Origin of the sequence: Paraburkholderia piptadeniae (genome assembly GCF_900007165.1) — a bacterium.
GTDB lineage: Bacteria > Pseudomonadota > Gammaproteobacteria > Burkholderiales > Burkholderiaceae > Paraburkholderia > Paraburkholderia piptadeniae.
In genome coordinates this window covers 215,093-240,755 of sequence record NZ_CYGY02000023.1, presented here as the reverse complement: position 1 = coordinate 240,755, position 25,663 = coordinate 215,093, and the positions used below count along the sequence as shown (strand labels likewise).

At 63.8% G+C, this 25,663-nt stretch carries 26 protein-coding genes; 17 read left to right on the top strand and 9 right to left on the bottom strand.

What is annotated here, in order from left to right; translation table 11 throughout:
• Window positions 1-19: 19 nt before the first annotated feature.
• Window positions 20-553, bottom strand: coding sequence for a TlpA disulfide reductase family protein (locus tag BN2476_RS11115; RefSeq protein WP_087734196.1), 534 nt, complete (start codon window positions 551-553; stop codon window positions 20-22).
• A 400-nt stretch (window positions 554-953) separates the two neighbouring features.
• Between BN2476_RS11115 and BN2476_RS11110 the strand changes: the two genes are divergently transcribed.
• A complete protein-coding gene (locus tag BN2476_RS11110; RefSeq protein WP_087734195.1) occupies window positions 954-1,568 on the top strand; it encodes a hypothetical protein in 615 nt (204 codons plus the stop codon).
• Window positions 1,569-1,901: 333 nt separating this feature from the next.
• On the opposite strand, the gene BN2476_RS11105 is transcribed toward BN2476_RS11110, so the two are convergent.
• A complete protein-coding gene (locus BN2476_RS11105; RefSeq protein WP_087734328.1) occupies window positions 1,902-3,476 on the bottom strand; it encodes a YifB family Mg chelatase-like AAA ATPase in 1,575 nt (524 codons plus the stop codon).
• Between the two features lie 100 nt (window positions 3,477-3,576).
• The gene (locus tag BN2476_RS11100; RefSeq protein WP_087734194.1) at window positions 3,577-3,831 is read right to left on the bottom strand and encodes an accessory factor UbiK family protein; all 255 of its coding nucleotides are present in this window, start codon (window positions 3,829-3,831) and stop codon (window positions 3,577-3,579) included.
• Window positions 3,832-4,244: 413 nt separating this feature from the next.
• Between BN2476_RS11100 and BN2476_RS11095 the strand changes: the two genes are divergently transcribed.
• From BN2476_RS11095 to ptsP, 7 genes are all read left to right on the top strand, one after another.
• Complete coding sequence (locus BN2476_RS11095; protein WP_087734193.1) at window positions 4,245-4,583, top strand: P-II family nitrogen regulator; 339 nt, start codon at window positions 4,245-4,247, stop codon at window positions 4,581-4,583.
• 27 nt (window positions 4,584-4,610) lie between these two features.
• A complete protein-coding gene (locus tag BN2476_RS11090) occupies window positions 4,611-6,113 on the top strand; it encodes an ammonium transporter (protein ID WP_087734192.1) in 1,503 nt (500 codons plus the stop codon).
• A 323-nt stretch (window positions 6,114-6,436) separates the two neighbouring features.
• Window positions 6,437-7,726, top strand: coding sequence for a glutamate--cysteine ligase (gene gshA, locus BN2476_RS11085; RefSeq protein WP_087734191.1), 1,290 nt, complete (start codon window positions 6,437-6,439; stop codon window positions 7,724-7,726).
• Window positions 7,727-7,945: 219 nt separating this feature from the next.
• Window positions 7,946-8,902: a glutathione synthase gene (gene gshB / locus BN2476_RS11080; RefSeq protein WP_087734190.1), complete on the top strand. Its 957-nt coding sequence runs from the start codon at window positions 7,946-7,948 to the stop codon at window positions 8,900-8,902.
• Between the two features lie 287 nt (window positions 8,903-9,189).
• Window positions 9,190-9,702 (top strand): PTS sugar transporter subunit IIA, encoded by a 513-nt coding sequence (locus BN2476_RS11075; RefSeq protein ID WP_087734189.1) that lies wholly within the window; start codon window positions 9,190-9,192, stop codon window positions 9,700-9,702.
• Window positions 9,703-9,796: 94 nt separating this feature from the next.
• Window positions 9,797-10,066 carry an HPr family phosphocarrier protein gene (locus BN2476_RS11070; RefSeq protein WP_087734327.1) on the top strand — a complete coding sequence of 90 codons (270 nt, stop codon included), beginning with the start codon at window positions 9,797-9,799 and terminating at the stop codon, window positions 10,064-10,066.
• A 342-nt stretch (window positions 10,067-10,408) separates the two neighbouring features.
• The gene (gene ptsP, locus BN2476_RS11065) at window positions 10,409-12,148 is read left to right on the top strand and encodes a phosphoenolpyruvate--protein phosphotransferase (protein WP_087734326.1); all 1,740 of its coding nucleotides are present in this window, start codon (window positions 10,409-10,411) and stop codon (window positions 12,146-12,148) included.
• Between the two features lie 72 nt (window positions 12,149-12,220).
• On the opposite strand, the gene BN2476_RS11060 is transcribed toward ptsP, so the two are convergent.
• From BN2476_RS11060 to gpmA, 4 genes are all read right to left on the bottom strand, one after another.
• Window positions 12,221-12,979 (bottom strand): HesA/MoeB/ThiF family protein, encoded by a 759-nt coding sequence (locus BN2476_RS11060; protein ID WP_087734188.1) that lies wholly within the window; start codon window positions 12,977-12,979, stop codon window positions 12,221-12,223.
• Between the two features lie 136 nt (window positions 12,980-13,115).
• The gene (locus tag BN2476_RS11055) at window positions 13,116-14,708 is read right to left on the bottom strand and encodes a S41 family peptidase (protein ID WP_087734187.1); all 1,593 of its coding nucleotides are present in this window, start codon (window positions 14,706-14,708) and stop codon (window positions 13,116-13,118) included.
• 126 nt (window positions 14,709-14,834) lie between these two features.
• Complete coding sequence (locus BN2476_RS11050; protein WP_087734186.1) at window positions 14,835-15,053, bottom strand: hypothetical protein; 219 nt, start codon at window positions 15,051-15,053, stop codon at window positions 14,835-14,837.
• A 105-nt stretch (window positions 15,054-15,158) separates the two neighbouring features.
• Window positions 15,159-15,905 (bottom strand): 2,3-diphosphoglycerate-dependent phosphoglycerate mutase, encoded by a 747-nt coding sequence (gpmA, locus tag BN2476_RS11045; RefSeq protein ID WP_087734325.1) that lies wholly within the window; start codon window positions 15,903-15,905, stop codon window positions 15,159-15,161.
• A 151-nt stretch (window positions 15,906-16,056) separates the two neighbouring features.
• Here gpmA and BN2476_RS11040 point away from each other — a divergent pair, with 151 nt between their 5' ends.
• From BN2476_RS11040 to BN2476_RS11020, 5 genes are all read left to right on the top strand, one after another.
• On the top strand, window positions 16,057-16,482 hold the full coding sequence (locus tag BN2476_RS11040) for a rhodanese-like domain-containing protein (protein ID WP_087734185.1): 426 nt from the start codon (window positions 16,057-16,059) through the stop codon (window positions 16,480-16,482).
• The gene (gene grxC / locus BN2476_RS11035; protein ID WP_087734184.1) at window positions 16,479-16,742 is read left to right on the top strand and encodes a glutaredoxin 3; all 264 of its coding nucleotides are present in this window, start codon (window positions 16,479-16,481) and stop codon (window positions 16,740-16,742) included. Before BN2476_RS11040 ends, grxC begins: the two co-directional genes overlap by 4 nt.
• A gap of 199 nt (window positions 16,743-16,941) precedes the next feature.
• Complete coding sequence (secB, locus tag BN2476_RS11030; RefSeq protein ID WP_087734183.1) at window positions 16,942-17,412, top strand: protein-export chaperone SecB; 471 nt, start codon at window positions 16,942-16,944, stop codon at window positions 17,410-17,412.
• 21 nt (window positions 17,413-17,433) lie between these two features.
• Window positions 17,434-18,432, top strand: coding sequence for an NAD(P)H-dependent glycerol-3-phosphate dehydrogenase (locus tag BN2476_RS11025; RefSeq protein WP_087734324.1), 999 nt, complete (start codon window positions 17,434-17,436; stop codon window positions 18,430-18,432).
• A gap of 156 nt (window positions 18,433-18,588) precedes the next feature.
• Entirely contained in the window at window positions 18,589-19,140 is a 552-nt protein-coding gene (locus BN2476_RS11020) for an O-acetyl-ADP-ribose deacetylase (protein ID WP_087734182.1), read from the top strand.
• Here BN2476_RS11020 and trmL read toward each other — a convergent pair.
• Together trmL and BN2476_RS11010 are read right to left on the bottom strand one after the other, a co-directional pair.
• Window positions 19,113-19,583 carry a tRNA (uridine(34)/cytosine(34)/5-carboxymethylaminomethyluridine(34)-2'-O)-methyltransferase TrmL gene (trmL, locus tag BN2476_RS11015; RefSeq protein ID WP_087734181.1) on the bottom strand — a complete coding sequence of 157 codons (471 nt, stop codon included), beginning with the start codon at window positions 19,581-19,583 and terminating at the stop codon, window positions 19,113-19,115. The genes BN2476_RS11020 and trmL overlap by 28 nt on opposite strands.
• 18 nt (window positions 19,584-19,601) lie before the next feature.
• On the bottom strand, window positions 19,602-20,408 hold the full coding sequence (locus tag BN2476_RS11010; RefSeq protein ID WP_087734180.1) for a ComF family protein: 807 nt from the start codon (window positions 20,406-20,408) through the stop codon (window positions 19,602-19,604).
• An 83-nt stretch (window positions 20,409-20,491) separates the two neighbouring features.
• Between BN2476_RS11010 and BN2476_RS11005 the strand changes: the two genes are divergently transcribed.
• The 4 genes from BN2476_RS11005 (at window position 20,492) to ctaD (ending at window position 25,609) form a co-directional block, all read left to right on the top strand.
• Window positions 20,492-21,457 (top strand): methyltransferase domain-containing protein, encoded by a 966-nt coding sequence (locus tag BN2476_RS11005; protein ID WP_087734179.1) that lies wholly within the window; start codon window positions 20,492-20,494, stop codon window positions 21,455-21,457.
• 268 nt (window positions 21,458-21,725) lie between these two features.
• The gene (locus BN2476_RS11000) at window positions 21,726-22,199 is read left to right on the top strand and encodes a DUF2244 domain-containing protein (RefSeq protein ID WP_087734178.1); all 474 of its coding nucleotides are present in this window, start codon (window positions 21,726-21,728) and stop codon (window positions 22,197-22,199) included.
• 77 nt (window positions 22,200-22,276) lie between these two features.
• Window positions 22,277-23,950, top strand: a complete 1,674-nt coding sequence (gene coxB / locus BN2476_RS10995) for a cytochrome c oxidase subunit II (RefSeq protein ID WP_087734177.1) — start codon at window positions 22,277-22,279, stop codon at window positions 23,948-23,950.
• 45 nt (window positions 23,951-23,995) lie between these two features.
• Complete coding sequence (ctaD, locus tag BN2476_RS10990) at window positions 23,996-25,609, top strand: cytochrome c oxidase subunit I (protein WP_087734176.1); 1,614 nt, start codon at window positions 23,996-23,998, stop codon at window positions 25,607-25,609.
• Window positions 25,610-25,663 lie beyond the last annotated feature (54 nt).

Sequence of the window (25,663 nt, the reverse complement as noted above, 5' to 3'; positions counted from 1 at the left end):
GGGAGATAGTTTCGGGCGATCAGGTTGTGCCCAGCGCCTTTTGCAGCAACTGATCGAGTTCCGCGAACTGCGGCTCGCCGACATAGCGCTTCAGCACCTTGCCATTGCGGTCGATAACGAACGTGGTCGGCGTCAGCTGCACATTGCCGAACTGCTTCGCGGCCGAGCCGTCGTCCATCGCAACCTTGAACGGCAGGCGGCGCGTTTCCGTGTAGTTGGTCACGTACATCGGCGCGTCGTAGCTCATCGCGACGGCGACGAATTCGAGACCCTTGTCCTTGAAGCGGTTGTACGTCTGGATCATCTGCGGCATTTCCTTCATGCAGGTGTCGCAGCTCGTCGCCCAGAAGTTGACGAGGTAGACCTTGCCTTTCAGATCGGCGGTCGACACTTTCTGGCCGGACAGCAGCGTGAACGTCGCGTCGGGCACATGCTGCTGGCTGCCGAACGCAAAGTAGCCCGCGACTGCGATCGCGCCTGCAACGACAGCCGCGGCGATATAGCGAATCGGGCTCGAGCGCCGGGAGACGTTGTTTGGGATGGTTTGGCTCATGAACGGGACCTCGGGAAGCGCGCGGAAGGCACGCCGGAACAACACCTTGCGGAGCCGGCACGCGGCAGGAGCAGCAGCGGACGCGGGCAGCCGGGATTTTGTCTCATATTGTAGCGGCAATCCTGCGACGTGGCTGGCGGCGCAGTTAAGCGGTGGATAACGGGTTTGTATGGGACTCGAGTAAGGCGTCGAAGCGCTAGCTCTGGCCGACGAGCCTTGCGTGGGACCGGAGTAAGGCGCTACAGCGCCAACTCTGGTCGACCGCCTTGCATGGGACCGGAGTAAAGCGCCAACTCTCGTCGGCCGCCTTGCATGGGACTCGAGTAAGGCGCCGAAGCGCTAACCCTCGTCGACAGCGGATAATGATGCTTTCCGTCGTGTAATCTCCGCTCGCCGCCTCATGCTCAGTTCCGTTCTCCGCGCATTTGCCCGCCACTTCGTTCGTTCCATTCGTCCGTCCGCTTCCTCATGCGCTTTGGGTTCGCTGCTGGCGGCGGTCGTCGCCGTGCTGTCGGCCGGCTGGCTGCTTGCCGCGTGCTCGCCGACCTACGACTGGCGCACGATCATGAACAACGACAACGGCTACACGGTCGATTTGCCCGCGAAACCGACGTCGGATGAGCGGCAAATCGACATCGACGGCACGCCGATGAAAATGGCGATGCAAATCGCCGAGGCTGGCGACGCCGTGTTCGCCGTGGGCACCGTGATGCTGCCCAGCGACGACCCTCAGGTGCAACGCATGGCGCTCGACTATCTGCGCTCGGGACTCGCGCGCAATCTCGGCACCGCTCCCAACGCGCACGTGACCGCGATTCCGCTTGCAGCGGGCGGCCAGGTGCAAGGACTCGAGATGACGTTCAGCGGCAAGGCGGGCCCGAAACAGGAAACACGGACGATGCACGCTCGCCTCGTCGCCAAGGGACTGCATGTGTATCAGGCAGCCGTGATCGCAAGCAAGGAACCGCCGCCAGAACAGGTCGAGCAATTCTTCGAATCGTTCAAACTTTACTGATCTGGGGCCTGATGATGGCTCGCGAGCGCGTGTGCAAGTGAAAGTTCCTTCGCAGAAAAGACCGCTAATCTCGCGTTTACATGGGACTTTTTCGGTTACTCACAGGATCTGTGGATAACTTTGTTGGTAAGTCTGTGCGGTAGGCCGCAAATGCCCATCGGACGGGCAGGTTGTCACTTTGCCCTGAATCTTGGCATTTTGAAAAATCCAATAAAATCAAAGGCATCTTCGACGCGCCTCACAATGGCCTTTCAGATGTATCGAAATTTATCAGGGAGCGGAAAGTGTGCATAAGTCAAGTCTTGACATGCGCTTTTTTGTCTTCCGAAGCTTTTACTGAGTACCGAACGCCCGGCGATATTGCACCGCTTCGGAGATTTGCGCGGCGTTCGGGACGTCGTTGGCCGCGAGATCCGCGATCGTTCTCGCGACCTTGAGCACGCGATAGTAAGCGCGCGCTGACCAGCCGAAGCGCTCGCCCGCTTCGCGCAAGAGCCGCTCGCCGTCGCTGTCGGGCCGGCAGACTTCATCCACTTCGCGGCCGGTCAGCTCGCGGTTCATCTTGCCTTGCCGCCGGAGCTGGCGTTCGCGCGCCGCCTCCACCCGTTGCGCAATCGACGCGCTCACCTCGCCTTGCGTCGTCGAGCGCGCGGATAGTTCGGCGGGCGAGAGCGCTGGAATCTCGATCTGGATATCAATGCGGTCGAGCAGCGGCCCCGACAGTTTGCGCAAATAGCGCGCGGCGACCTCGTGGGTGCATCGGCAGCGGCCGCCCGGGTCGCCGCGCCAGCCACATGGACAGGGATTCATCGCCGCGATCAGCTGACACGCGGCGGGAAAGTCGGCCTGCAGCGCCGCCCGGGAAATCGTGATGCGGCCGTTTTCCAGCGGCTCGCGCAGGGTTTCGAGCACATGCCTGTCGAATTCGGGCAGCTCATCGAGGAATAGCACGCCCAGATGGGCAAGCGTTATCTCGCCCGGTTGCGGTGGATTGCGTCCCCCGACCAGCGCTGCCGCGCTCGACGAATGGTGTGGCGCGCGAAACGGCCGCTGACGCCACTGCGCGGGCGTGAAGCCAGCGGCGCTGGCTGACAGCAGGGCGGCGGACGTGAGCGCTTCGTCGTCGGTCATCGGCGGCAAGAGGCTCGGCAGGCGCGCGGCGAGCATCGACTTGCCCGCGCCGGGCGGACCGATCATCAGCATGTGATGCCCGCCCGCCGCCGCCACTTCGAGCGCGCGCCGGGCGCCGCGCTGGCCGATGACGTCGGCCATGTCGGGTGGCGTTGCGGCTGCGTCGCGGGGCAGCGTGGGCGCCGCGACGGGCGACAGGCGCGCATCGGCTTCACCAGCAAGGTGCGCGCAGAGCGACGGCAAATCCGCCGCGCCATAAACAGCCACGCCGGGCACGAGCGCCGCCTCTTTTGCGCTGGCAAGCGGCAGATACAGCTCGGGTGTGCGATCTTCGTCCCGATCGGATTGCGCGTCGGCGGAAGCATCGGCAGACGGCAGACGACCGCGCGCCGTGCCGCATGCCATCGCGAACGCGCCGCGCGTCGGCCGCAATGCGCCCGTCAGCGACAACTCGCCCGCAAACTCACGATGCGCGAGCGATTCGGCGGGAATCTGCCCGCTTGCCGCCAGGATGCCGAGCGCAATCGGCAGATCGAAACGTCCGGATTCCTTGGGAAGATCGGCGGGCGCGAGATTGACGGTGATGCGCCGGACGGGAAAATCCAGCCCGCAATTGAGCAGCGCCGCGCGCACGCGTTCGCGGCTTTCGCGCACTTCGAGATCGGGCAGCCCGACTATGGAAAAAGAAGGAAGCCCGTTGGCGAGATGAACCTCGACGGTAACTTCGGGCGCGCGGCCAGCGGCCGGCGCGCGACTGCGCACCACGGCAAGCGACATGTTTTCTCCCGTCCAGACGCGCCTCGCGGGCGCGTTCACCTTAAAGCGCTGATGACGTCACGGGCCGCTTGCCTGTGATGTGCAGATCAGATGGGCGTGCTCAGGAAGATTGCGTCACGGGCAGCTTCTGTTCGAGTTCGGCCACGCGCCGCTCGAGCTCCTCGAGACGCGCACGGGTGCGCACGAGCACCTGAGTCTGCGTATCGAATTCTTCGCGCGTCACCAGATCGAGCTTCGAGAAGCCCTGCGACAGCATCGCGCGCACATTGCGCTCGACATCTTTGGCCGGCGAGTTCTTGAACAGCTCGCTCACGCGCGCCTGAAAGTCGTTGAAGACGTCGTTCGGTTGTTTCATTTCATTCCCCTTGTTGCACAAAAAATGTGCATATGTCGTTACGTGCGTGCCTCGTAACACTGAATGATCGTTTCTGGTGCAGACATGCAGCCGCCACGTTCCGGCGTGGACGGCTTTGGTGCGCACGCCCGTGGCCCAAGCCTGCAAACACTCTAGCAACGATCCCGAGGGCGCGCTACCGCTCGCGAACGGAACTGGCCATCCGGACAAGTAAACGCGCAAACCCTTGTGCCGTAAGGGCCGGCGGGAGTTTGCCACAAACATGGCATGGACGTTGCTGTTACTGCCGCGCGCACCGGCGGGACGCCGTCTGGAGATGCGCCGTTGCTGCGGTTCCGGGGGCCGTGACCGAAAGCAGGGCGCAAGGCAAATGCAAGTCACGCAACGGGTTGAGTCACTACAGCGAGGATTTCATGAAACTCATTACCGCAATCATCAAGCCGTTCAAGCTCGATGAGGCGCGCGAAGCCCTGTCGGCCATCGGCGTCTCGGGCATTACGGTGACGGAAGTAAAAGGGTTCGGACGTCAGAAGGGCCACACGGAGTTGTATCGGGGAGCGGAATACGTCGTCGACTTTCTGCCGAAGGTGAAGATCGAAGCGGCGGTCTCGGACGACATCGTCGAGCAGGCGATCGAAGCCATCGAGCGCGCGGCGCGGACGGGCAAGATCGGTGACGGGAAGATTTTCGTCACGCCGGTCGAACAGGTGATTCGTATTCGTACCGGCGAGACCGGCGCGGACGCACTGTAAAAAAACAGCGACAAGAGGAAACTGAAGATGCGTAAATTATTGATGTCCCTGCTGATGGCCGGCTCGCTGCTGTCGGTCGGCATCGGCGCCGCCCTCGCGGACGACGCGTCGGCGCCTGCCGCGGCTTCCGCCCCGGACACGACGGCGAGCGCGCCGGCTTCGTCGGACGCTGCCGCACCTGCTGCGAGCGCGCCCGCCGCGGACGCTTCGGCGGCGCCCGCCGCCAGCGCACCGGCTGACGCATCGGCAGCGGCGGCGGCTTCGGAAGCGGCGCCCGCTGCGCCGACGGCACCGTTCTCGGTCGATTCGTCGAAGCTCAACTCCGGCGACACCGCCTGGATGCTGACCTCGACGGCGCTCGTGCTGTTCATGACGATCCCCGGTCTCGCGCTCTTCTACGCCGGCATGGTCCGCAAGAAGAACGTGCTCGCCACCGTCATGCAGAGCTTCGCGATCACCTGTCTCGTGACGGTGATCTGGACGGTGATCGGCTACAGCCTCGCGTTTACGCCGGGCGGCTCGTTCCTCGGCGGCTTCTCGCGCGTGATGCTGCACGGCATGGCCTACATCAAGGGCGACAAGGCGACGACGCTCACCGTCAGCCACCTCGCGCCGACCATTCCGGAATCCGTCTATTTCGTCTACCAGATGACGTTCGCGATCATCACGCCGGCGCTGATCACGGGCGCATTCGCGGACCGCATGAAGTTCTCCGCGATGCTGATCTTCATGACGCTGTGGTCGATCATCGTCTACTCGCCGATCGCTCACATGGTCTGGGAACCGACGGGCTGGCTGGCTAGCGCGGGCATCCTCGACTTCGCGGGCGGCACGGTGGTGCACATCAACGCGGGTGTCGCGGGCCTGATCTGCTGTCTCGTGCTCGGCAAGCGCACGGGCTACGGCAAGGACTCGATGGCGCCGCACAACCTCGTGCTGACGATGATCGGTGGCTCGATGTTGTGGGTGGGCTGGTTCGGCTTCAATGCGGGTTCGGCAGTGGCGGCGGACGGCCGTGCCGGTTTCGCGATGCTGACCACGCAGGTTGCAACGGCCATGGCCGCGCTCGGCTGGATGTTCGCCGAGTGGATCGCGAAGGGTAAGCCGTCGGTGCTCGGCATCGTGTCGGGCGCAGTGGCGGGCCTGGTGGCGATCACGCCGGCGTCGGGTTTCGTCGGCGTGGGCGGCGCGCTCGCCATCGGCCTGATCGCGGGCGTGGTCTGCTTCTGGTCGGCCACGTGGCTCAAGCACAAGATGGGCTACGACGACTCGCTCGACGCATTCGGCGTGCACTGCATCGGCGGTATCGTCGGAGCGATCCTGACGGGCGTGTTCGCCGTCAAGGACATCGGCGGCTTCGACGGCAGCGTCATTCTTCAGCTGAAGGGCGTCCTGACGACGCTCGTCTACAGCGGCGTGATCAGCTTCATTCTGCTGAAGATCATCGACGCGACGATCGGCCTGCGCGTGACAGAGGAAGAAGAGCGCGAAGGTCTGGACGTGATCCTGCACGGCGAGCACGTCGAGTAAGGCAAGCGCTTCCCGGCATCGAGTAAGGCAAGCGCTTCCCGGCAACAAGATGTACGAAAGATTCACGTACTGCGACTTTGGCCCGCCTTCATGGCGGGCTTTTTCATGCTGCAGCAGTTCGTCCCAGCCTCACGGCGTTTGGGCGGCAAAGCCGCAACAGCCCCGCAGACCGCGCCGCAATCTTGTCTCACAAACAGCAGATTTTCCGGCTATCGTTGATATAGGGAGAATGCATCCAGCCATAACTTGCGAATGGAGAAAGCGTCCCCAAATGGGCAGAGCAATTGCTCTACAATCTTTTTTCTCCAGTATGCGAGTGATCAATGGTTCCGCATTTAGTTACGGCGTTAAACGGTCCGCTGCTCGACCTCGAGCGGAAGATCCTCGACGCGACGCCCGCCATCGAACGCTGGTTCCGCCTCGAATGGCAGGAGCACACGCCGCCGTTCTATTGCTCGGTCGATCTGCGTAACGCTGGCTTTAAGCTCGCGCCCGTCGACACGAACCTCTTTCCCGGCGCGTTCAACAACCTGCCGCAGGAAACGCTGCCGCTCGCCGTGCAGGCGGCGATGGCGTCGATCGAAAAGATCTGCCCGGACGCGAAGAATCTGCTCGTCATCCCCGAGCGTCACACGCGCAACGCGTTTTATCTGGAAAACGTCGCGCGGCTCGCGACGATCATGCGTCAGGCTGGCTTGAACGTCCGCTTCGGCACGCTCGATGAAAACATCGTCGGTCCCGTCACCATTTCGCTGTCGGACGGGCAGAAGATCGTGCTGGAGCCGCTGGAGCGCTCGGCGCGCCGGATCGGTCTGAAGAACTTCGATCCGTGCTCGATCCTGCTGAACAACGACCTGTCGGGCGGCATTCCGCCGATTCTCGAAAACCTGCACGAGCAGTACGTGCTGCCGCCGCTGCACGCCGGCTGGGCCGTGCGCCGCAAGTCGACGCACTTCTCGTGCTACGACGACGTCGCGAAGAAGTTCGCGAAGATGGTCGAGATCGATCCGTGGATGATCAATCCGTACTTCGCGCACGTCGAAGGCGTCGATTTCGAGGCGCGCACGGGTGAGGAAGCGCTCACCGACGCGATCGACGGCGTGCTGAAGAAGATCGCGAAGAAGTACCGCGAGTACGGTATTTCCGAAAAGCCGTATGTCGTCATCAAGTCGGATGCGGGCACGTACGGCATGGGCGTGATGACAGTGCACGACGCGTCGGAAGTGGCCGCGCTCACGAAGCGCGAGCGCACCAAGATGGCGACCACGAAGGAAGGGCTCGAAGTGCACGACATGATCGTGCAGGAAGGCGTCTATACGTTCGAGCGCATCGGCGAGGAAGTGGCCGAGCCCGTCGTGTACATGATCGACCGGTATGTGGTCGGAGGTTTCTATCGCGTGCACGGCAGCCGCGACCGCGACCAGAACCTGAACGCGCCGGGCATGCACTTCGTGCCGCTCGGCTTCGAGCATACGGCGCTCCCCGATGCCCATGCGAAGCCGGGTGCCGCGCCGCCGAACCGCTTCTACATGTATGGCGTGGTCGGGCGGCTGGGGCTGCTGGCGGCGTCGGTCGAGCTGGAAAAGACCGATCCCGAGGCGATCCAGGTCTGACGGCGGGCGCGCCTGTTGCTGCCGGCAAGGCGCGCAAGCCCGTCGCCGGAGCGTGAATGCGAGCGGGCATGCGGCAAGCACGTTGGGCGTACTCACGGTAGGCTGTTGCCCCGGCGGGATCGAATGCCGCCGGACGGGCACGCAGACGCACGGCTTCGGCGCGTTTGCCGTACGCTATAACGAACAACGCGCGGCCCGCGAGGGCGCATCAGGAACTCCATGGATATTCTCTTCATCGCCGACCCGCTTTCCCGCTTCAAGATCTACAAGGATTCGACCTACGCGATGATGGCGGAGGCCGCGAAGCGCGGCCACACGCTCTACGCGTGCGAGCCGCAGCATCTGGCGTGGATGGGCTCCGGCGTCGAGGCGAACGTGTACCGCTTTGAGATCGTCGGCGATCAGTCGGACGGCCATCGCGACATCTGGTACGAAGCGCGGCCGGTCGAAGCGCGCGCGCTGGCGGGTTTCGGCGCGGTGCTGATGCGCAAGGACCCGCCGTTCGACATGGAATACGTGACGTCGACGTGGCTGCTCGAACTCGCGGAACGCGCGGGCGGGCGCATCTTCAACAAGCCGCAGGCGATTCGCGACCATTCGGAAAAGATGGCGATCGGCGAGTTTCCGCAGTTCGTCGCGCCGACGCTCGTCACGCGCGATCCGGCCCGTCTTCGCGCCTTCCATGCGGAGCACGGCGACGTGATCCTGAAGCCGCTCGACGGCATGGGCGGCATGGGCGTGTTCCGCGTGAAGGCGGACGGCATGAACTTAGGCTCGATCGTCGAGATGTTGAGCCACGACGGCGCGCGTTCGGTGATGGCGCAGAAGTTCATCCCCGAGATCAAGGCGGGCGACAAGCGCATTCTGCTGATCGGCGGCGAGCCGGTGCCGTATTCGCTTGCGCGCATTCCGCAGGGCAGCGAGGTGCGCGGCAATCTCGCGGCGGGCGGTCTGGGCGTCGCACAGCCGCTCACGGCGCGCGATCGGGAGATCGCCGAAGCGCTCGGGCCGGTGCTGAACGCGCGCGGGCTGCTGCTCGTCGGGCTCGACGCGATCGGCGACTGGCTGACGGAAGTGAATGTCACGAGTCCGACGTGCTTCCGCGAGATCATGGATCAGACGGGGTTCGACGTCGCGGCAATGTTCATCGATGCACTAGAGAAGGCCGTCGGTTGAAGCGGCGCGCGTGCGCCGCCATGTTCTGCAATGAAGGCAATGAAGGTTCGCGGCTGTCGGCTAGCCAGGCGTGAAAAGGCCGAAAGCGCGAAAATGAGGCTGTTACAATGCCCGCTCGTCCGATAGCGGCCCGCGAGGGGCCGCATGATCCGGCCCCTTGGCGGCCCGATCTCAGGCGAGTTCGATGGGCCTCGTTTCCCGCTTGCCGCGCCCGGCTTTCCATCTGACGCGCGGCGCACGGGAAGCAGGGCAGCGATTTCCGGGCGGTTTTCTGCAGCAAGGCTGACATGGCAGGCATTCTGATCATTGCGCACGCTCCCTTCGCCACAGCGCTACGCGAGTGTGTCGCGCACATTTACGGCGGCTTGCCCGCCCGCATCGGCGTCATCGACGTGTCGCCCGATTGCGATCCCGTACAGGTCGTTTCGTTCGCGTATGCGGAGATCGACAGGCTCAAGGAAGAAAACGGCACGCTTGTGTTGACCGACATGTTCGGCGCGACGCCGGCGAACATTGCCGGCCGGCTCGCGTCCCTCCCCGATGTGCGCGTGCTGGCGGGCGTGAATCTGCCGATGCTGGTGCGCGCCGTCTGTTATCGCGCGACGCCGCTCGACGTGCTCGTCGACAAGGCACTGGCGGGCGCGACCAAAGGCATTCAAGCCGTCGGACCGGCGACGCCGCCGCCTGCCGTTCCCGTCGCGAGCACCGCTGATTGCATTCCCGCATTGCCGCCGGACGAGGCGCTAGCCGAATCCTGCAAGGCCGGCAGCGGGTCCGGCTGCAATTCAAACGACGCGTGAGCGTTGCATCATCTGCGACACGGCAAGCGCGCCGCGTGTGGCGGGTTTTTGCGTGCACCTCGATAACTTCAACACCAGCGCATCGGAACAACACATGCTGCAACAAGAAACGACCATCGTGAACAAGCTGGGGCTGCACGCTCGCGCATCGGCCAAGCTGACGCAACTTGCCGCCAACTTCCAGGCGGAAATCTGGATGAGCCGCAACGGCCGGCGCATTAACGCGAAGAGCATCATGGGCGTGATGATGCTTGCAGCGGGCATCGGCAGTACGGTGTTGATCGAGACGGAAGGCGAGGACGAGAAAGAAGCGATGGATGCGCTGCTTAAACTGATCGCCGATAAATTCGGCGAAGGCCAATAAGAAATCTGCCGTTAAAAATCCGCTCCTGCTTTCGTTTTGAATGAGACGCCGCGCGATGTCGCGGCGTTTTCTTTTTGACGGTCGCGTTTGTCCGTCGAAGGCGGCTTGCTGCCGGCTTGCTGCTCCATCGTGCCGCCGCGCATTTTCGAAGACCGATGTTCCGCCGACGTATTCCCAACGCAAGCACATGGCAAGCAGGGCGACAGCATAGAGCGCGAAGGCCATGCCTCGTGATGCTGCGCTGCACAGCACCTTGGCGCGCTACGGAATTTATAATGATCGGCGGGGTCTGAGAGCACTGCAGCGGTTTGCCGCGGCATTACACAACTAGAGGAGGTGCGCGTGTCATTCACGCTGCATGGAATTCCCGTGTCACGCGGTATCGCCATCGGGCGGGCATATCTGATCGCCCCGGCCGCGCTGGACGTCGACCACTATCTGATCGAGCCCACCCAGATCGAGGACGAGGTGGAGCGCTTTCGCGCGGCCCAGCAGGTCGTGCATCAGGAGCTCGACGAACTGCGCGCCGATCTGGCTGCCGATGCGCCCACCGAAATGGGCGCGTTCCTCGACGTACATTCAATGATCCTGAACGATGCGATGCTCGTTCAGGAAACGATCGACCTCATCCGCACCCGCCGCTACAACGTCGAATGGGCGTTGACGGAACAGCTCGAACGCCTCACGCGCCACTTCGACGAAGTGGAAGACGAGTATCTGCGCGAGCGCAAAGCCGATATCGAACAGGTGGTCGAGCGCGTGCTGAAAGCGCTCGCCGGCGCGACGGGCTCGCTCGTCAGCATCCACGGCCGCTGCGACGAAATGATCGTGGTCGCGCACGACATCGCGCCCGCCGACATGATGCAGTTTAAGACGCAGACCTTCCAGGGCTTCGTCACGGACCTGGGCGGCCGCACGTCGCATACGGCGATCGTCGCGCGCAGCCTCGGCATTCCCGCGACGGTCGGCGTGCAGCACGCGAGCGCGCTGATCCGCCAGGACGATCTGATCATCGTCGATGGCGACCATGGCATCGTGATCGTCGATCCGGCGCCGATCGTGCTCGAAGAATATTCGTACCGGCAGAGCGAGAAGGTTCTCGAGGCGCGCAAGCTGCAGCGTCTGAAGTTTTCGCCGACGCAGACGGTGTGCGGCACACGCATCGAGCTGTGCGCGAACATCGAGCTGCCAGAGGACGCGCAGTCGGCGATCGACGCGGGCGCGACGGGCATCGGCCTGTTCCGCACCGAGTTCCTCTTCATGAACCAGAAGCACGGGATGCCGGAAGAGGAGGAGCAGTTCACCGCCTACAGGCGCGCGGTCGAGCTGATGAACGGCATGCCCGTGACGATCCGCACGATCGACGTCGGCGCGGACAAGCCGCTCGATTCGATCGGCGACGAATACGAAACGGCGCCCAATCCGGCGCTCGGCCTTCGTGCGATCCGCTGGAGCCTGTCCGAGCCGCATATGTTCCTGACGCAGTTGCGCGCGATCTTGCGCGCGTCCGCGTATGGCTCGGTGAAGATTCTGATTCCGATGCTCGCGCATGCTCGAGAGATCGACCAGACGCTCGATCTGATCCAGGAAGCCAAACGCCAGCTCGACGATGCGGGCCTCGCCTACGACCCGAACGTGCGCGTCGGCGCGATGATCGAGATTCCCGCTGCGGCGATCGCGTTGCCGCTGTTCCTGAAGCGGCTCGATTTCCTGTCGATCGGCACGAACGACCTGATCCAGTACACGCTCGCGATAGATCGCGCCGACAACGCCGTCGCGCATCTGTACGACCCGTTGCATCCCGCCGTGCTGCATCTGATCGCGTTCACGCTGCGCGAGGCGAAGCGCGCGGGCGTGCCGGTGTCGATCTGCGGGGAGATGGCGGGCGATCCGTCGCTGACGCGTCTGTTGCTCGGCATGGGGCTGACCGAGTTCTCGATGCATCCGAGCCAGTTGCTGCTCGTGAAGCAGGAGATTCTGCGCTCGCATCTGAAGACGCTGGAAAAGCCCGTCGCCGACGTGCTCGCGGCCTTCGAGCCGGAAGAGGTGCAGTCGGCGCTGGAACGGGTCGTGCGGGCCTGACGTGTGGTTCGTTCGGGCGCTTCGGCTTCGTGGAGCGCCCGAAAAGAAACGTGTGGTTGAAGCGGTTCTTTCTTATGAACGATGGCGCTCACCGCACACGGGGCAATCCTGCTGACGCGCGATGCGCATCGTGCTCCACTCCATCCGCAGCGAATCGAGCATCATCAGGCGGCCCACCAGAGGCTCGCCGACGCCCGCAATCACGCGCAGCGCTTCCGCCGCCTGCATCGCGCCGATGATGCCCACGGTAGGCGCAAACACGCCCATCGTCGAGCACGCGACTTCCTCGAACGGCTGATCCTCCGGAAACACGCACGCGTAGCACGGCGATTCGTCGTTGCGGAAATCGAATGTGCTGATCTGGCCGTCGAAACGCAGCGCCGCGCCCGATACGAGCGGCACGCCGTGCGCGACGCACGCGCGGTTTATCGCGTGGCGCGTCGCGAAGTTGTCCGTGCAGTCGAGCACGACAGTCGCTTGCGGGACGGTGCGATCGAGCCACGCGTCGTCGACGCGTTCGGCCACGGCGTTTACGTCGATATCCGGATTCAGTTGCGCGATCGCGTCGCGTCCCGATTCGACTTTCAGCCGCCCCACCGACTTCGTGACGTGCAGGATCTGCCGCTGCAGATTGGTGAGATCCACGGTATCGGCATCGACGAGCGTCAGCTTGCCGACGCCCGACGCCGCCAGATACATCGCCGCTGGCGAGCCGAGGCCGCCTGCGCCGACCACGATTGCATGCGCGTCGAGAAAGCTCTGCTGAGCCTCGATGCCGAGTTCGTCGACGAGGATGTGACGGGAGTAGCGCAGAAGTTGATCGTCGTTCATGGCGGGGCGCGGCGTGGGTCGTATGTGTCGCGCTCGCTGGAGACGGGAGGCGGCGCGGTTCTCGTTATTTTAATCGCGCGGAGGAAGGTGTCTTCGCGGCACGGGCCGCGAAGACACCGGGGATGCACCGTAGCGCTTACTTGCTCGGCGTAGCAGGTTGCGAAGCGGGGCCTGTCGCCGAAGCGGGCGCCGCCGGGGTCGTCGCCGTCGGCGTGGCGGGCAGCGCGGGCTTTACGGCGACGGGCGCCGAAGCCGATTGCGCCGGCTTGTTCTGCGCGAGACGCCGCTCCATCAGCGACTTCGATTCGACCACCTGCTTGCCTTCGAGCTTGTTCAGGCCTTGCTGCAGCATGAAGTCGTCGGAGGAACCGAATTCGATCGGCTTGCGATCGCGATCCTTCGCGCGCTGTTCCGGCGTCTTCTTGTCGTTCTGCTCTTCGAGTTGACGCAACTGGTCCATGCGCTCCTGCTCGCGCTGTTCCTGTTCCTTCTTCTCGTTCGGGTCCTGCGTGTTCGCAAGGTGATTCGAGTAGTCGACTTCGCGCGTGACAAGTGCGTCGTCGGGATCGCCGTCCGCGTACTGGTCGACGGCGATGTCAGGCCGGATGCCCTTGTTCTGGATCGAGCGGCCGCTCGGCGTGTAGTAGTACGCCGTGGTCAGACGCAATGCGGTGTCGGCTGTCATCGGACGCACGGTCTGCACCGAGCCCTTGCCGAACGTCGTCTTGCCGACGATCATCGCGCGATGCTGGTCCTGCAGCGCGCCCGCGACGATTTCCGACGCCGACGCCGAGTAGGCGTTGGTCAGCACGATCATCGGCACGGTCTTGAAGACGGGCAGCAGATTCTTCAGCGGATCGCCGTCGAAGGACGGAAGGCGATAGTTGTCGAAGGTGTCGCGGTAGATCTGCTTCGAATCCGGAATCTGGCCGTTCGTCGACACGACGACGGAATCCGGCGGCAGGAACGCGCCCGCGACGCCGACGGCACTTTGCAGCAGGCCGCCGCCGTTGTTGCGCAGATCGAGGATCAGGCCCTTCAGGTTCGGCTGCTGGCGCGCGATGTCCTGCAGCTTCGCGGCGAGGTCAGGCGTCGTGCGCTCCTGGAAGCTCGTGATGCGCACGTACGCGTAGCCCGGCGCGAGGATCTTCGACTTCACGCTCTGGACCCTGATCACCGCGCGCGTGACCGTGAGCGGGAACGTGCGGTCGTCGGTCTTGCGGAAAATGGTGAGCGTGACCTTGGTGCCCGGCTCGCCGCGCATCTGCTTGACGGCTTTATCCAGCGTCATGCCGCGCACGGGCTTGTCGTTGATGCGGGTGATCAGGTCGCCCGGACGGATGCCGGCGCGGAACGCGGGCGTGTCCTCGATCGGCGAAATGACCTTGATCAGGCCGTCTTCCTGCGAGATCTCGATGCCGAGGCCCGCGAAGCGACCCTTGGTCTGCTCCTGCAGCTCTTCGTAGTCGGTCTTGTCGAGATACGACGAGTGAGGATCGAGGCTCGACACCATGCCCTTGATCGCGGCTGTCAGCAGCTTCTTGTCGTCGACCGGCTCCACGTACTCATGCTTGATCTGCCCGAAGACTTCGGCGAAGAGCCTCAACTGGTCGAGCGGCAACGGCGCGGACGCGGGTTGCTGGGCCGAGGCGCTCAGTTGCAGGGTTGCAAAAACGCCGGTAGCGAGGCCCGCGGCGATAAGGCCGATGTTTTTCAGGTTCTTTCGCATAGAGTATGTTGCGGTCGGATGCGGGTGGCAGCGTCAAAGGAAAAGGACGGACAAGTATAACGTGACGCTTGCGCGGCCTGTACGTGAGGGTTGATCGGGATTCGACAGCGATTGCGCAGCCAGGTTCTAAGGATCGCTGGCACGGGCGCGAAGCAATGTGCGTTGGCCGACGTCCGCAGCGCCAAAAATGGCCTGACGCGCGCCACATTTTGCCGATACCGTTGCATGCGCACCGGTATCGATTGCCGGTGCGCTGTATGCGACGGCTTCATCATGCGGCATCGAGATGGCGCGAACATGGCCCATGCGTGGCAATGCCGTCAGGAACGAGCCGCCGCGAATCATCGAGCGCGCGAGCGCGGGAAAGAGCGGAATTCACGCGCAAGCGCCGGAAATCATTGAACAACCACGGCTCGCCGCGAGTCGCGGCAAGCCGTGGCGATGGCTGCATCAGCCCGCCTTGCCCTGTTTGGCGACAGCGGCTTGCGCCTTCGCGATCGCTTCCGGATCGCCGAGGTAATAGTGCTTGATCGGCTTCAGGTCTTCGTCCAGTTCATAGACGAGGGGCACGCCGTTCGGAATGTTCAGGCCGACGATGTCCGAATCGGAAATCTTGTCCAGATACTTGACCAGCGCGCGGATCGAGTTGCCGTGCGCGGCGATCAGCACCTTGCGGCCCGACTTGATCGCGGGCGCGATCGATTCGTTCCAGATCGGCATCACGCGCGCCACCGTGTCCTTCAGGCATTCGGTGAGCGGCAGCTCCTCGCGCGGCACCTTCGCGTAGCGCGGATCGTCGTACGACGTGCGCTCGTCGGTCGGCTCGAGCGCGGGCGGCGGCGTGTCGTAGCTACGGCGCCAGACCAGCACCTGGTCGTCGCCGAACTTCGCCGCCGTTTCGGCCTTGTTCAGGCCCGACAGCGCGCCGTAGTGACGCTCGTTGAGGCGCCACGAGTGCACGACGGGCAGGTACATCAGGTCCATCTTGTCCTGCACGTGCCACAGCGTGCGGATCGCGCGCTTGAGCACCGAGGTGTACGCAATGTCGAACGTGTAGCCCGAGTCTTTGAGCAGCGTGCCTGCCTGCTGCGCTTCGAGGTTGCCCTGTTCGGTCAGGTCGACATCGACCCAGCCGGTGAAGCGGTTTTCCTTGTTCCACGTCGATTCGCCGTGGCGGATGAGAACGAGTTTGTACATGTCGTGCCGGTCGGTAGTAAGGAAGCGGTAAGCGGGGCGATACCGCAGCCAGCGGCTGGCGGTCGCCATCGCGTCAGACGGTTATTTTATAATGGTCGGATTGCCCTTTCCGATTTAACCCGATTTCTTCCTTTTTTCCGGCGGATCTTCCGTGAAGTTTTTCACCGATTACACGAACCTTGTACTGATCGCGGTCGCCCTCATCTCCGGGGCGTTGCTCCTGTGGCCGACGATCGCACGCCGTGGACGCGGCGGCCTCTCGGCCGCGGCTGCCACGCAGCTGATCAACCGGCGTAACGCCGTCGTCGTCGATCTTCGTTCCGCTGCAGACTACGCGAAGGGACACCTTCCGTCGGCGCGCCACGTCGAGTTTGGCGAGCTGCAAGCGAAAGTCGGCCAACTCGTGAAGAATAAGAGCAACCCGGTGCTGCTGGTCTGCCAGAACGGACAGCAGTCGAACAAGGCGGCACGCATCGTGCGCGACGCGGGCTACGCGGAGGTGCACGTGCTGGAAGGCGGCGTCGACGCCTGGCAGCAAGCGGGCATGCCCGTCGTCAAACAAGGAGTTGCGAAGTGAACAAAGTGATCATGTACAGCACGCAGGTGTGCCCGTATTGCCAGATGGCCGAACGTCTACTAAAGTCGCGCGGCGTCGAGCACATCGAAAAGGTGCTGATCGACAAGGACCCGGCGCGCCGTCAGGAAATGATGACGCGCACGGGCCGTCGCACGGTGCCGCAGGTGTACATCGGCGAGACGCACGTCGGCGGTTATGACGATCTGTCCGCGCTCGATCGCGCGGGCGGTCTGACGCCGCTGCTCGAAGCTGTCGCATAACAACGCGGCTTCGACGCGCCTATCGCACGTCTTGCGCGCCGCGTCCATCGCGGCACGCGGTAGCGAACAAAAGAAGGCCGGGCAACACGGCTGCAACGTCTGAACCGGCCGGTTTGAGGCCGTCCCTCGGGGCGGCCCGCAGCACAACGAGATCTGGCGGCAACCGTCCGCCGCAACGAAATTTAGGGAGTAGAGAACCATGTCCGACGACAACAATCAGCCGTTCTTCAATATCCAGCGCATCTACCTGAAGGACATGTCGCTCGAGCAGCCGAATTCGCCGGCTATTTTCCTCGAGCAGGAAATGCCTTCGGTTGAAGTCGAAGTCGATGTGAAGGCTGAGCGCCTCGCGGACACGGTGTTCGAAATTCTCGTCACGGGCACGGTGACGGCGAAGGTCAACGACAAGGTCGCGTTCCTGATCGAAGCGAAGCAGGCTGGCATTTTCGACATCCGCAACATCCCGGCTGAACAGATCGATCCGCTCGTCGGCATCGCGTGCCCGACCATCCTGTTCCCGTATCTGCGCTCGAACATCGCCGACGCGATCACGCGCGCAGGCTTCCCGCCCATCCATCTCGCCGAAATCAACTTCCAGGCGCTGTACGAGCAGCGCATCGCGCAGATCGCTGCGCAGGAAGGCGGCGCGCAGAGCACCGCCAAGCACTGACGCATGCAGGCGGTGCCGGGTATGAAGGTCGCCGTTCTCGGCGCCGGTGCATGGGGCACCGCACTCGCCGGCCATCTGGCCGCGCGGCACGATACGGTGCTCTGGGCGCGCGATGCCGCGCTCATCGCCGAACTCTCCACATCGCACGAAAACGCCCGCTATCTGGCGGGCGTCAAGCTGCCGCCCGCGCTTCGCTTCGAAGCGAATCTCGATCTCGCACTGAATCACGCGCTCGCCGATGACGCGCTGTGCGTGATCGCGACGCCCGTCGCGGGCTTGCGCGCGATGCTGCGCACGATGCGCGACTCGGGCAAGGTGCCGGCGCATATCGTGTGGCTCTGCAAGGGCTTCGAAGCGGATACGCAACTGCTGCCGCATCAGGTCGTCGCGCAGGAGTTGAGCGGGCACACAAGCAATGGCACGCTGTCCGGGCCGAGCTTCGCACGCGAGGTCGGGAAGGGGCTGCCCGTCGCATTGACGGTGGCGAGCGCGTCGGCGGCGTGCCGCGAGCGGACCGTCGCGGCGTTCCATCACGGCGCGATGCGCATCTATAGCGGCGATGACGTGATCGGCGTCGAAGTCGGCGGCGCGGTGAAGAACGTGCTCGCGATCGCGACGGGCATCGGCGATGGCCTCGGGCTCGGTCTGAATGCGCGCGCGGCGCTGATCACGCGCGGTCTGGCGGAAATGTCGCGTCTGGGCACGGCGCTCGGTGGCCGCGCCGAGACGTTCACGGGCCTAACCGGCCTCGGCGACCTGATCCTGACGGCGACGGGCGACCTGTCGCGCAACCGCACGGTCGGCATGCAGCTCGCAAGCGGACGCTCGCTCGACGATATTCTCAACGCGCTCGGGCATGTCGCCGAGGGCGTGCGCTGCGCCCGCGGCGTGCTCGCGATCGCGCAGGCCAACGGTATCGACATGCCGATCACGGCGGCCGTCTGCGATGTGCTGTTTGAAGGCGTGGCGCCGCTCGATGCCGTCAGCGCGCTGCTGCGCCGCGACGCCAAGGCCGAGTAGAAACGCAGCGCGTCTGTTGCCGATCGGCGTGTAGAAGCTTCATCGCTGCAAATTGCCTGAAAGTGTTTTGCGCAGCCGGTAAAGCTTCGCGCCGAACGGCTCGCTGCTTCTGCTGTCCACCTCCTAACGAGCTGTATCGAACCTGGAGGTTTTCCCATGCTCACCATTGGCAGTTGCACGCTCGAGACGCGCGTCGTCGATATCACGACGCTCGACGTCGACGCGATCGTCAACGCGGCGAACACGTCATTGCTGGGCGGCGGCGGCGTGGATGGCGCGATCCACCGCGCGGCGGGCCCTGATCTGCTGCGCGAATGCGAGCGGCTAGGCGGCTGCGTGACAGGCGACGCGAAGATAACGGGCGGCTACCGGTTGAAGGCGCGTCATGTGATTCACGCGGTCGGCCCTGTGTGGCACGGCGGCGAGCGCGGCGAGGCGGAACTGCTGGCTTCGTGCTACTGGCGCTCGCTAGAACTCGCGCAGGACGCGCGCGCGAAGAGCATCGCGTTTCCCGCGATCAGCTGCGGCGTCTATCGCTTCCCCGCCGACGACGCGGTGCGCATCGCCGTTCAGGCCACGATCGACATGTTGCCCCATGCGCCTTTCGTCGAACGCGTGATCTTCGCGTGTTTCGACGAAACGATGTTCTCGCGCTATCGGACCGAATTCGAGCGACGCCTTCAGGCGCCGCCCTCGAATCCCGCCTGACGCCACGCCTCGAACACGACGACGGCCACGGTATTCGACAGATTCAGGCTGCGATTGCCGGGACGCATCGGCAGTCGCACGCGCTGTTCGTTCGGAAAGCGGTTCAGTACGGCGTCCGGGAGGCCGCGCGTTTCCGCGCCGAACACGAACCAGTCTCCCGGCTTGAACGCGTGCGAATGAAATGGACTCGAGCCGCGAGTCGTGAACGCGAACATGCGCGCAAGGTCAGGCGACTCGCTTTCGATCAGCGCATCCCAATCGCGATGCACGTGCATCTGCGCGTACTCGTGGTAGTCGAGACCGGCGCGGCGCATCTTGGCGTCGTCGAGCGGAAAGCCTAGCGGCTCGATCAGATGCAGGCGCGCGCCCGTGTTCGCGCACAGGCGGATCACGTTGCCGGTGTTCGGCGGAATTTCAGGCTCGACGAGAACGACGTTGAACATAAGCGGGTGAATTGGAAACTAGTTTTTCGGCGTCCGAAGCGCGACGAGGTTCGTCACGCGACGCGCGCCTGCTGCCTTCAGTGTGTGGGCCAACGCGTCGAGCGTGGCACCCGTCGTCATCACATCGTCGACGATGGCGACATGCAGGCCACGCACCGGCTTGACGACCTCGAACGCCCGGCCGACATTCTGCCTGCGCGCCTCGCGATCGAGCTTCGATTGCGGCGCCGTGTCGATCACGCGCCGCACGAGCGCAGCATCGCTGCGAACAACCATCGCTTTCGCACAGGGCCGCGCGATTTCCCACGCCTGGTTGTAGCCGCGCTCGATGAGCCGCCGCGCCGAAAGCGGAACGGGCGCGACGACGTCGGGGCGGTCGCGTTCGTCGAGCGCATCCGCAGCGGACCACGCAAGGCGCCGTGCGAACTCGTGCGCGAGCGCAAGCCGCGCGCGAAACTTCAACCCGACTGCGAGCGCGTCCAGCGGCGCGCGATAGTCGGCGACCGCGAGCGTCGCGTCGAATGCGGGCGGTGTCGCGATGCAGTTGCCGCAACGATATCGCGTGACGCTCGCGCGCCGAAAGCCGCTCAGCGGAACCGCGCACACGGTGCAGCGCAGGCGCGCTTCGTTCCACCATGATTCGTCGCAAAATCTGCACAGCGTTCGATGCGACATATTGCCGCACAACGCGCAGAGATTCGGCAACGCGAGTCGCGTGAGTGTCGGCAGTGCCGAGATCGAATGTTGCGCGACGCGGACGAGCCGTTCGCGAAACGTGTGGCGCGAACCGCCCGAGCGGGACCACCGAAAAGCCCAATTCGGCATATCGACACGCCTCCGAAGGCCGCTGACACTGAAGGGACGGAATCGAGCGAGTATACTTCGCACTCTTCGTCCGTACGACTCCAATGACCGTGTCTGTCACCGAAACTAGCCGTCCGGCCTATGATTCGCGCCGCATTCGGAAGATTTTCGACCGCCGGGCCGCCACGTTCGACGACGTTGCGTTCCTGCCGCGTGAGATCGCGCAGCGCATGCGCGAACGGCTCGACTACATCAAGGTGAATCCGGCGCAGGTGCTCGATGCGGGCTGCGGCGCCGGCGACGATCTCCCTTCGCTGCGCGAGCGCTTTCCCGAAGCGCCCGTGTTCGGCACCGATCTGTCGCAAGCGATGCTCGCGCGCGCCGTCAGGCACGACGCCACCGATACCCGCTGGCGGCGCTTTCTGCCCGCATCGCTCGGCAAGGCGCTCGGCTCACGCGGTCCGCGCTTCGCTCAAGCCGATTTCTCCGCGCTGCCTTTTGCGTCGGGCGCATTCGAATTCATCTGGTCCAACCTCGCGCTCCATTGGCATTCGCGGCCCGATCTCGTTTTCCCTGAATGGCAGCGCGTGCTGAAGGTCAACGGCCTGTTGATGTTCAGTACGCTCGGACCCGACACGCTGAAAGAACTGCGCGGCGCGTATGCCGAGATCGAAGCGGCGCACGGCGTCAATACGCACAAACATGTAATCGACTTCGTAGACATGCACGATCTGGGCGATATGCTTGTCGAAAGTGGCTTCGAAATTCCCGTGATGGACCAGGAGACGCTGACCATCACCTACAAGTCACCTGAGTCGCTGCTCGCCGATGTGCGCCGCTGGGGCGCTTATCCGTTGCAGCGCGAAGGGTTGCCGGGCGTCGCGTCGAGGCGCATGCACAAGGCGCTGCTCGCCGCGCTCGAAGCGCGCCGGCGCGCCGATGGCACGATCCCTCTGACGTTCGAGGTGATCTACGGACACGCATGGAAGGCCGTGCCTCGGATGACCCCCGAAGGGCACGGAATCGTGCGAATCGAAGACATAGGGCGGGGGCGGCAGAAGAATCGTTGAGGCGGTAAAGCGGACATCTGTTATGTCTGAAATTACCACGTCCAAAACTGCGTCAAAACGGCGCAGAGGCTTGTGCCGCTTGGCTCGGCGGCCGATAGAGCGTTGCTTGTGGATGCCATAGATCGGCCCTATAATGCGTCAGTTTGTCGCTCAATGCTCCCACAATTGGAGCGACAGGCCCGGGGCGTTTGCGGTTCGGGCAGCCGTAGTTGCTGGGCGTGAATGGCATTGGCGGTATGCGATGACTGGCGGTTCGCGGGAGGCGGCGATGAATGCAACCGATCTGCTTGCTGAGTCGGAACCCGTCCTCAAGGACTGGACGATGAAGCGCAATTGTTCGGTGTCGCCGCGGCAATTCGTGTTCTTCTATGTCTCGCTCGCGGCATTCTCGCTGTTGATAGCATTCCTGCTGGTCCTGTGCGGCGCGTGGCTGGTGTTGCCGTTCACGGGTATCGAGTTGCTCGCTGTCGGCGTCGCATTTGCGGTCTATGCGCGCCATGCCGTCGATTACGAACGCATCCGGCTGTTTCCAAACCGGCTCGTGATCGAACAGGTCAGCGCCGAGCATCTCACGCAGTTCGAATTCAATCCGCGCTGGGTGCGGGTCGAACCGGCAGCGACGCCGCGCGATTACATCAAGCTGGTGTCGCGGGGCGAGACGGTTACGGTCGGGCAGCATCTTGCGCAATATCGGCGCGCGCAATTCGCCGACGAACTGCGTCTGTGGCTCAGGCAGTGTTAGGCGTCAAAAGTTGCGCATTGAATCACGCGCCATTCCAGAGGACGAGGGGCAGCCTTCCAGCGGGGTCGAGGGTTTGAATGGAAATTTTGGGTAAGGAAGCTATGAAAACAATCAAGCGAGCCCTCACGGGCGTGCTGGCGTGTAGCGGGCTGCTCTTCGCCGGCGCCGCCCTTGCAGTCGGCGACAGTCCAGGCGGCCCCCGCGTCAACGAGATCAATCTCCAGCCGCCAGTGACCAGAATCGCTGAGGAGCTCTACAGCCTCCATACGCTGATGCTGATCCTCTGTACGATCATCTTCGTCGGCGTGTTCGGCGTGATGTTCTATTCGATCTTCGCGCACCGCAAGTCGAAGGGTCACAAGGCCGCCAATTTCCACGAAAGCACCACCGTCGAAATCATCTGGACGATCGTCCCGTTCATCATCGTCGTCCTGATGGCGCTGCCTGCCACGCGGACCGTCGTCGCGATGAAGGACACCTCCAACGCCGACCTGACCGTCAAGGTCACTGGCTATCAGTGGAAGTGGGGCTACGACTACGTAAAGGGTCCGGGCGAAGGCATCAGCTTCCTGTCGACGCTGACCACGCCGCGTAGCGAAGTCAACGGCCAGCAGCCGATCACGGATACCTATCTGCAGGAAGTCGACAACCCGCTGGTCGTGCCTGTCAACAAGAAGATCCGCATCATCACCACCGCGAACGACGTCGTTCACTCGTGGTACGTGCCTGCGTTCGGTGTGAAGCAGGACGCGATTCCCGGCTTCGTGCGCGACACGTGGTTCAAGGCGGAGAAGGTCGGCACGTATCGCGGCTTCTGTACGGAACTCTGCGGCAAGGAGCACGCGTACATGCCCGTCGTCGTGAATGTGCTGTCCGATGACGACTACGCGAAATGGGTCGACGACGAGAAGAAGAAAATGGCCGCCGGCCAGGACGATCCGAACAAGACCTACACGATGGCCGAACTGGTGGAGCGCGGCGGCAAGGTGTACGCGTCGAACTGCGCGGTCTGCCACCAGCCGACAGGCAAGGGCGGTGGCGCGTTCCCGGCGCTCGATGGCAGCAAGGTCACGAACGGCCCGCTCGCCGATCACGTGAGCATCGTGCTGAAGGGCAAGAATGCGATGCCGTCGTGGGCGCCGACGCTGAACGATGTCGAGATCGCATCTGTCATCACGTTCGAGCGCAATTCGTGGGGCAACCACACGGGCGACATCCTGCAGCCGAAGCAGGTCGCGGATGCGCGCAACGGCCGTCTGCCGTCGGGTGGCGATCACCTGGCAGGCGCAGCGGCGGCGGCAGCGTCGGAGGCAACGGCTGCGAGCGGCGCGGAAGGCGCGAGCGGCGCGGCAGCGGCGAGCGGCGAAGCGGGCGCATCGGCTCCCGCGGCGGCATCGGGCGCTTCGGACAATGCAGCGGCATCTGCGCCGCAAGCGTCGCTGCCGGCCACGATCTACTTCGAAACGAACAAGAGCACGCTGCCCGCCGACGCGAAAGCCGCTGTGGATGCGGCCGCCGCGTACGCGAAGGCGCATCCCGATGCGAAGTTCACGTTGTCGGGCTACACGGACTCAACGGGTTCGGCCGACAAGAACGCGAAGCTCGCGAAGGCGCGTGCAGAAGCCGTGCGCGATGCGCTCAAGGCAGCCGGCATCGCCGAAGACCATATTATTTTGATGAAGCCGGAGACGATCACGGGCGGTGCGGACGCGAAGGAAGCGCGCCGGGTCGAGATCAGCCCAGCGGCCTGACGTGTCACAGTCAGAGAAAAGCAGCATTCGATTTAGGAGATTGTCATGTCTAGCATCGGACACGATGTAACCGCGGGGCACGAGCACGTCCACGGCGACCACGCGCACGCGACGCCGCACGGCTGGCGTCGCTGGTTGTTCGCGACCAACCACAAGGACATCGGTACGCTGTATCTGATTTTCTCGTTCATCATGTTCCTGTCAGGGGGCGTGATGGCGCTGGCGATCCGGGCCGAACTGTTCGAGCCGGGTCTGCAGATCATGCGTCCCGAGTTCTTCAACCAGCTGACCACCATGCACGGCCTCATCATGGTGTTCGGCGCGATCATGCCGGCCTTCGTCGGCTTCGCAAACTGGATGGTTCCGCTGCAGATCGGCGCATCGGACATGGCCTTCGCGCGGATGAACAACTTCAGCTTCTGGCTGCTGCCCGTCGCTGCCGTGCTGCTGGTCGGTTCGTTCTTCACGCCGGGTGGCGCGACGGCCGCGGGCTGGACGCTGTACGCGCCGCTGTCCACGCAGATGGGCCCGGGCATGGACTTCGCGATCTTCGCGGTCCACATCATGGGCGCGTCGTCGATCATGGGCGGCATCAACATCGTCGTCACGATCCTGAACATGCGCGCACCCGGCCTCACGCTGATGAAGATGCCGATGTTCGTGTGGACGTGGCTGATCACCGCGTACCTGCTGATCGCCGTGATGCCGGTGCTCGCGGGCGCGATCACGATGGTGCTGTTCGACCGCCACTTCGGCACGTCGTTCTTCAACGCGGCGGGCGGCGGCGACCCGGTGATGTACCAGCACATCTTCTGGTTCTTCGGGCACCCCGAGGTGTACATCATGATCTTGCCGGCGTTCGGGATCGTGTCGCAGGTGATCCCGGCGTTCGCGCGCAAGCCGCTGTTCGGCTATAGCTCGATGGTGTACGCGACGGCGTCGATCGCGATCCTGTCGTTCATGGTGTGGGCGCACCACATGTTCGCGACGGGCATGCCTGTCACGGGCCAGCTGTTCTTCATGTACGCGACGATGCTGATCGCAGTGCCGACGGGCGTGAAGGTGTTCAACTGGGTCGCGACGATGTGGCGGGGGTCGCTGACGTTCGAAACGCCGATGCTGTTCGCAGTGGGCTTTCTGTTCGTGTTCACGTTCGGCGGCCTGACGGGGCTGATGCTCGCGATGGCGCCGCTCGACATCCAGTACCACGGCACGTACTTCGTGGTCGCGCACTTCCACTACGTGCTGGTGGCGGGGTCGCTGTTCGGGCTCTTTGCCGGGTGGTACTACTGGTCGCCGAAGTGGACGGGCTGGATGTACAACGAGACGCGCGGCAAGATCCACTTCTGGGCATCGCTGATCTTCTTCAACCTCGCGTTCCTGCCGATGCACTTCGTTGGTCTTGCCGGTATGCCGCGTCGCTACGCCGACTATCCGGCGCAGTTCGCCGACTGGAACCAGGTCATCACGATCGGCGCGTTCGGCTTCGGTCTCGCGCAGGTGTACTTCCTGTTCGCGGTCGCGCTGCCCGCTTACCGTGGCGGCGGCGAACTCGAAAAGGCGTCGGACAAGCCATGGGACGGCGCAACGGGCCTCGAATGGACCGTGCCGAGCCCGGCACCGTTCCATACGTTCGAAAACCCGCCGACGGTCGAATAAGCGATCAGGCAGTCTTCGAAGCCCCGCTCCGGCAAACGCAGCGCCGGAGCGGAA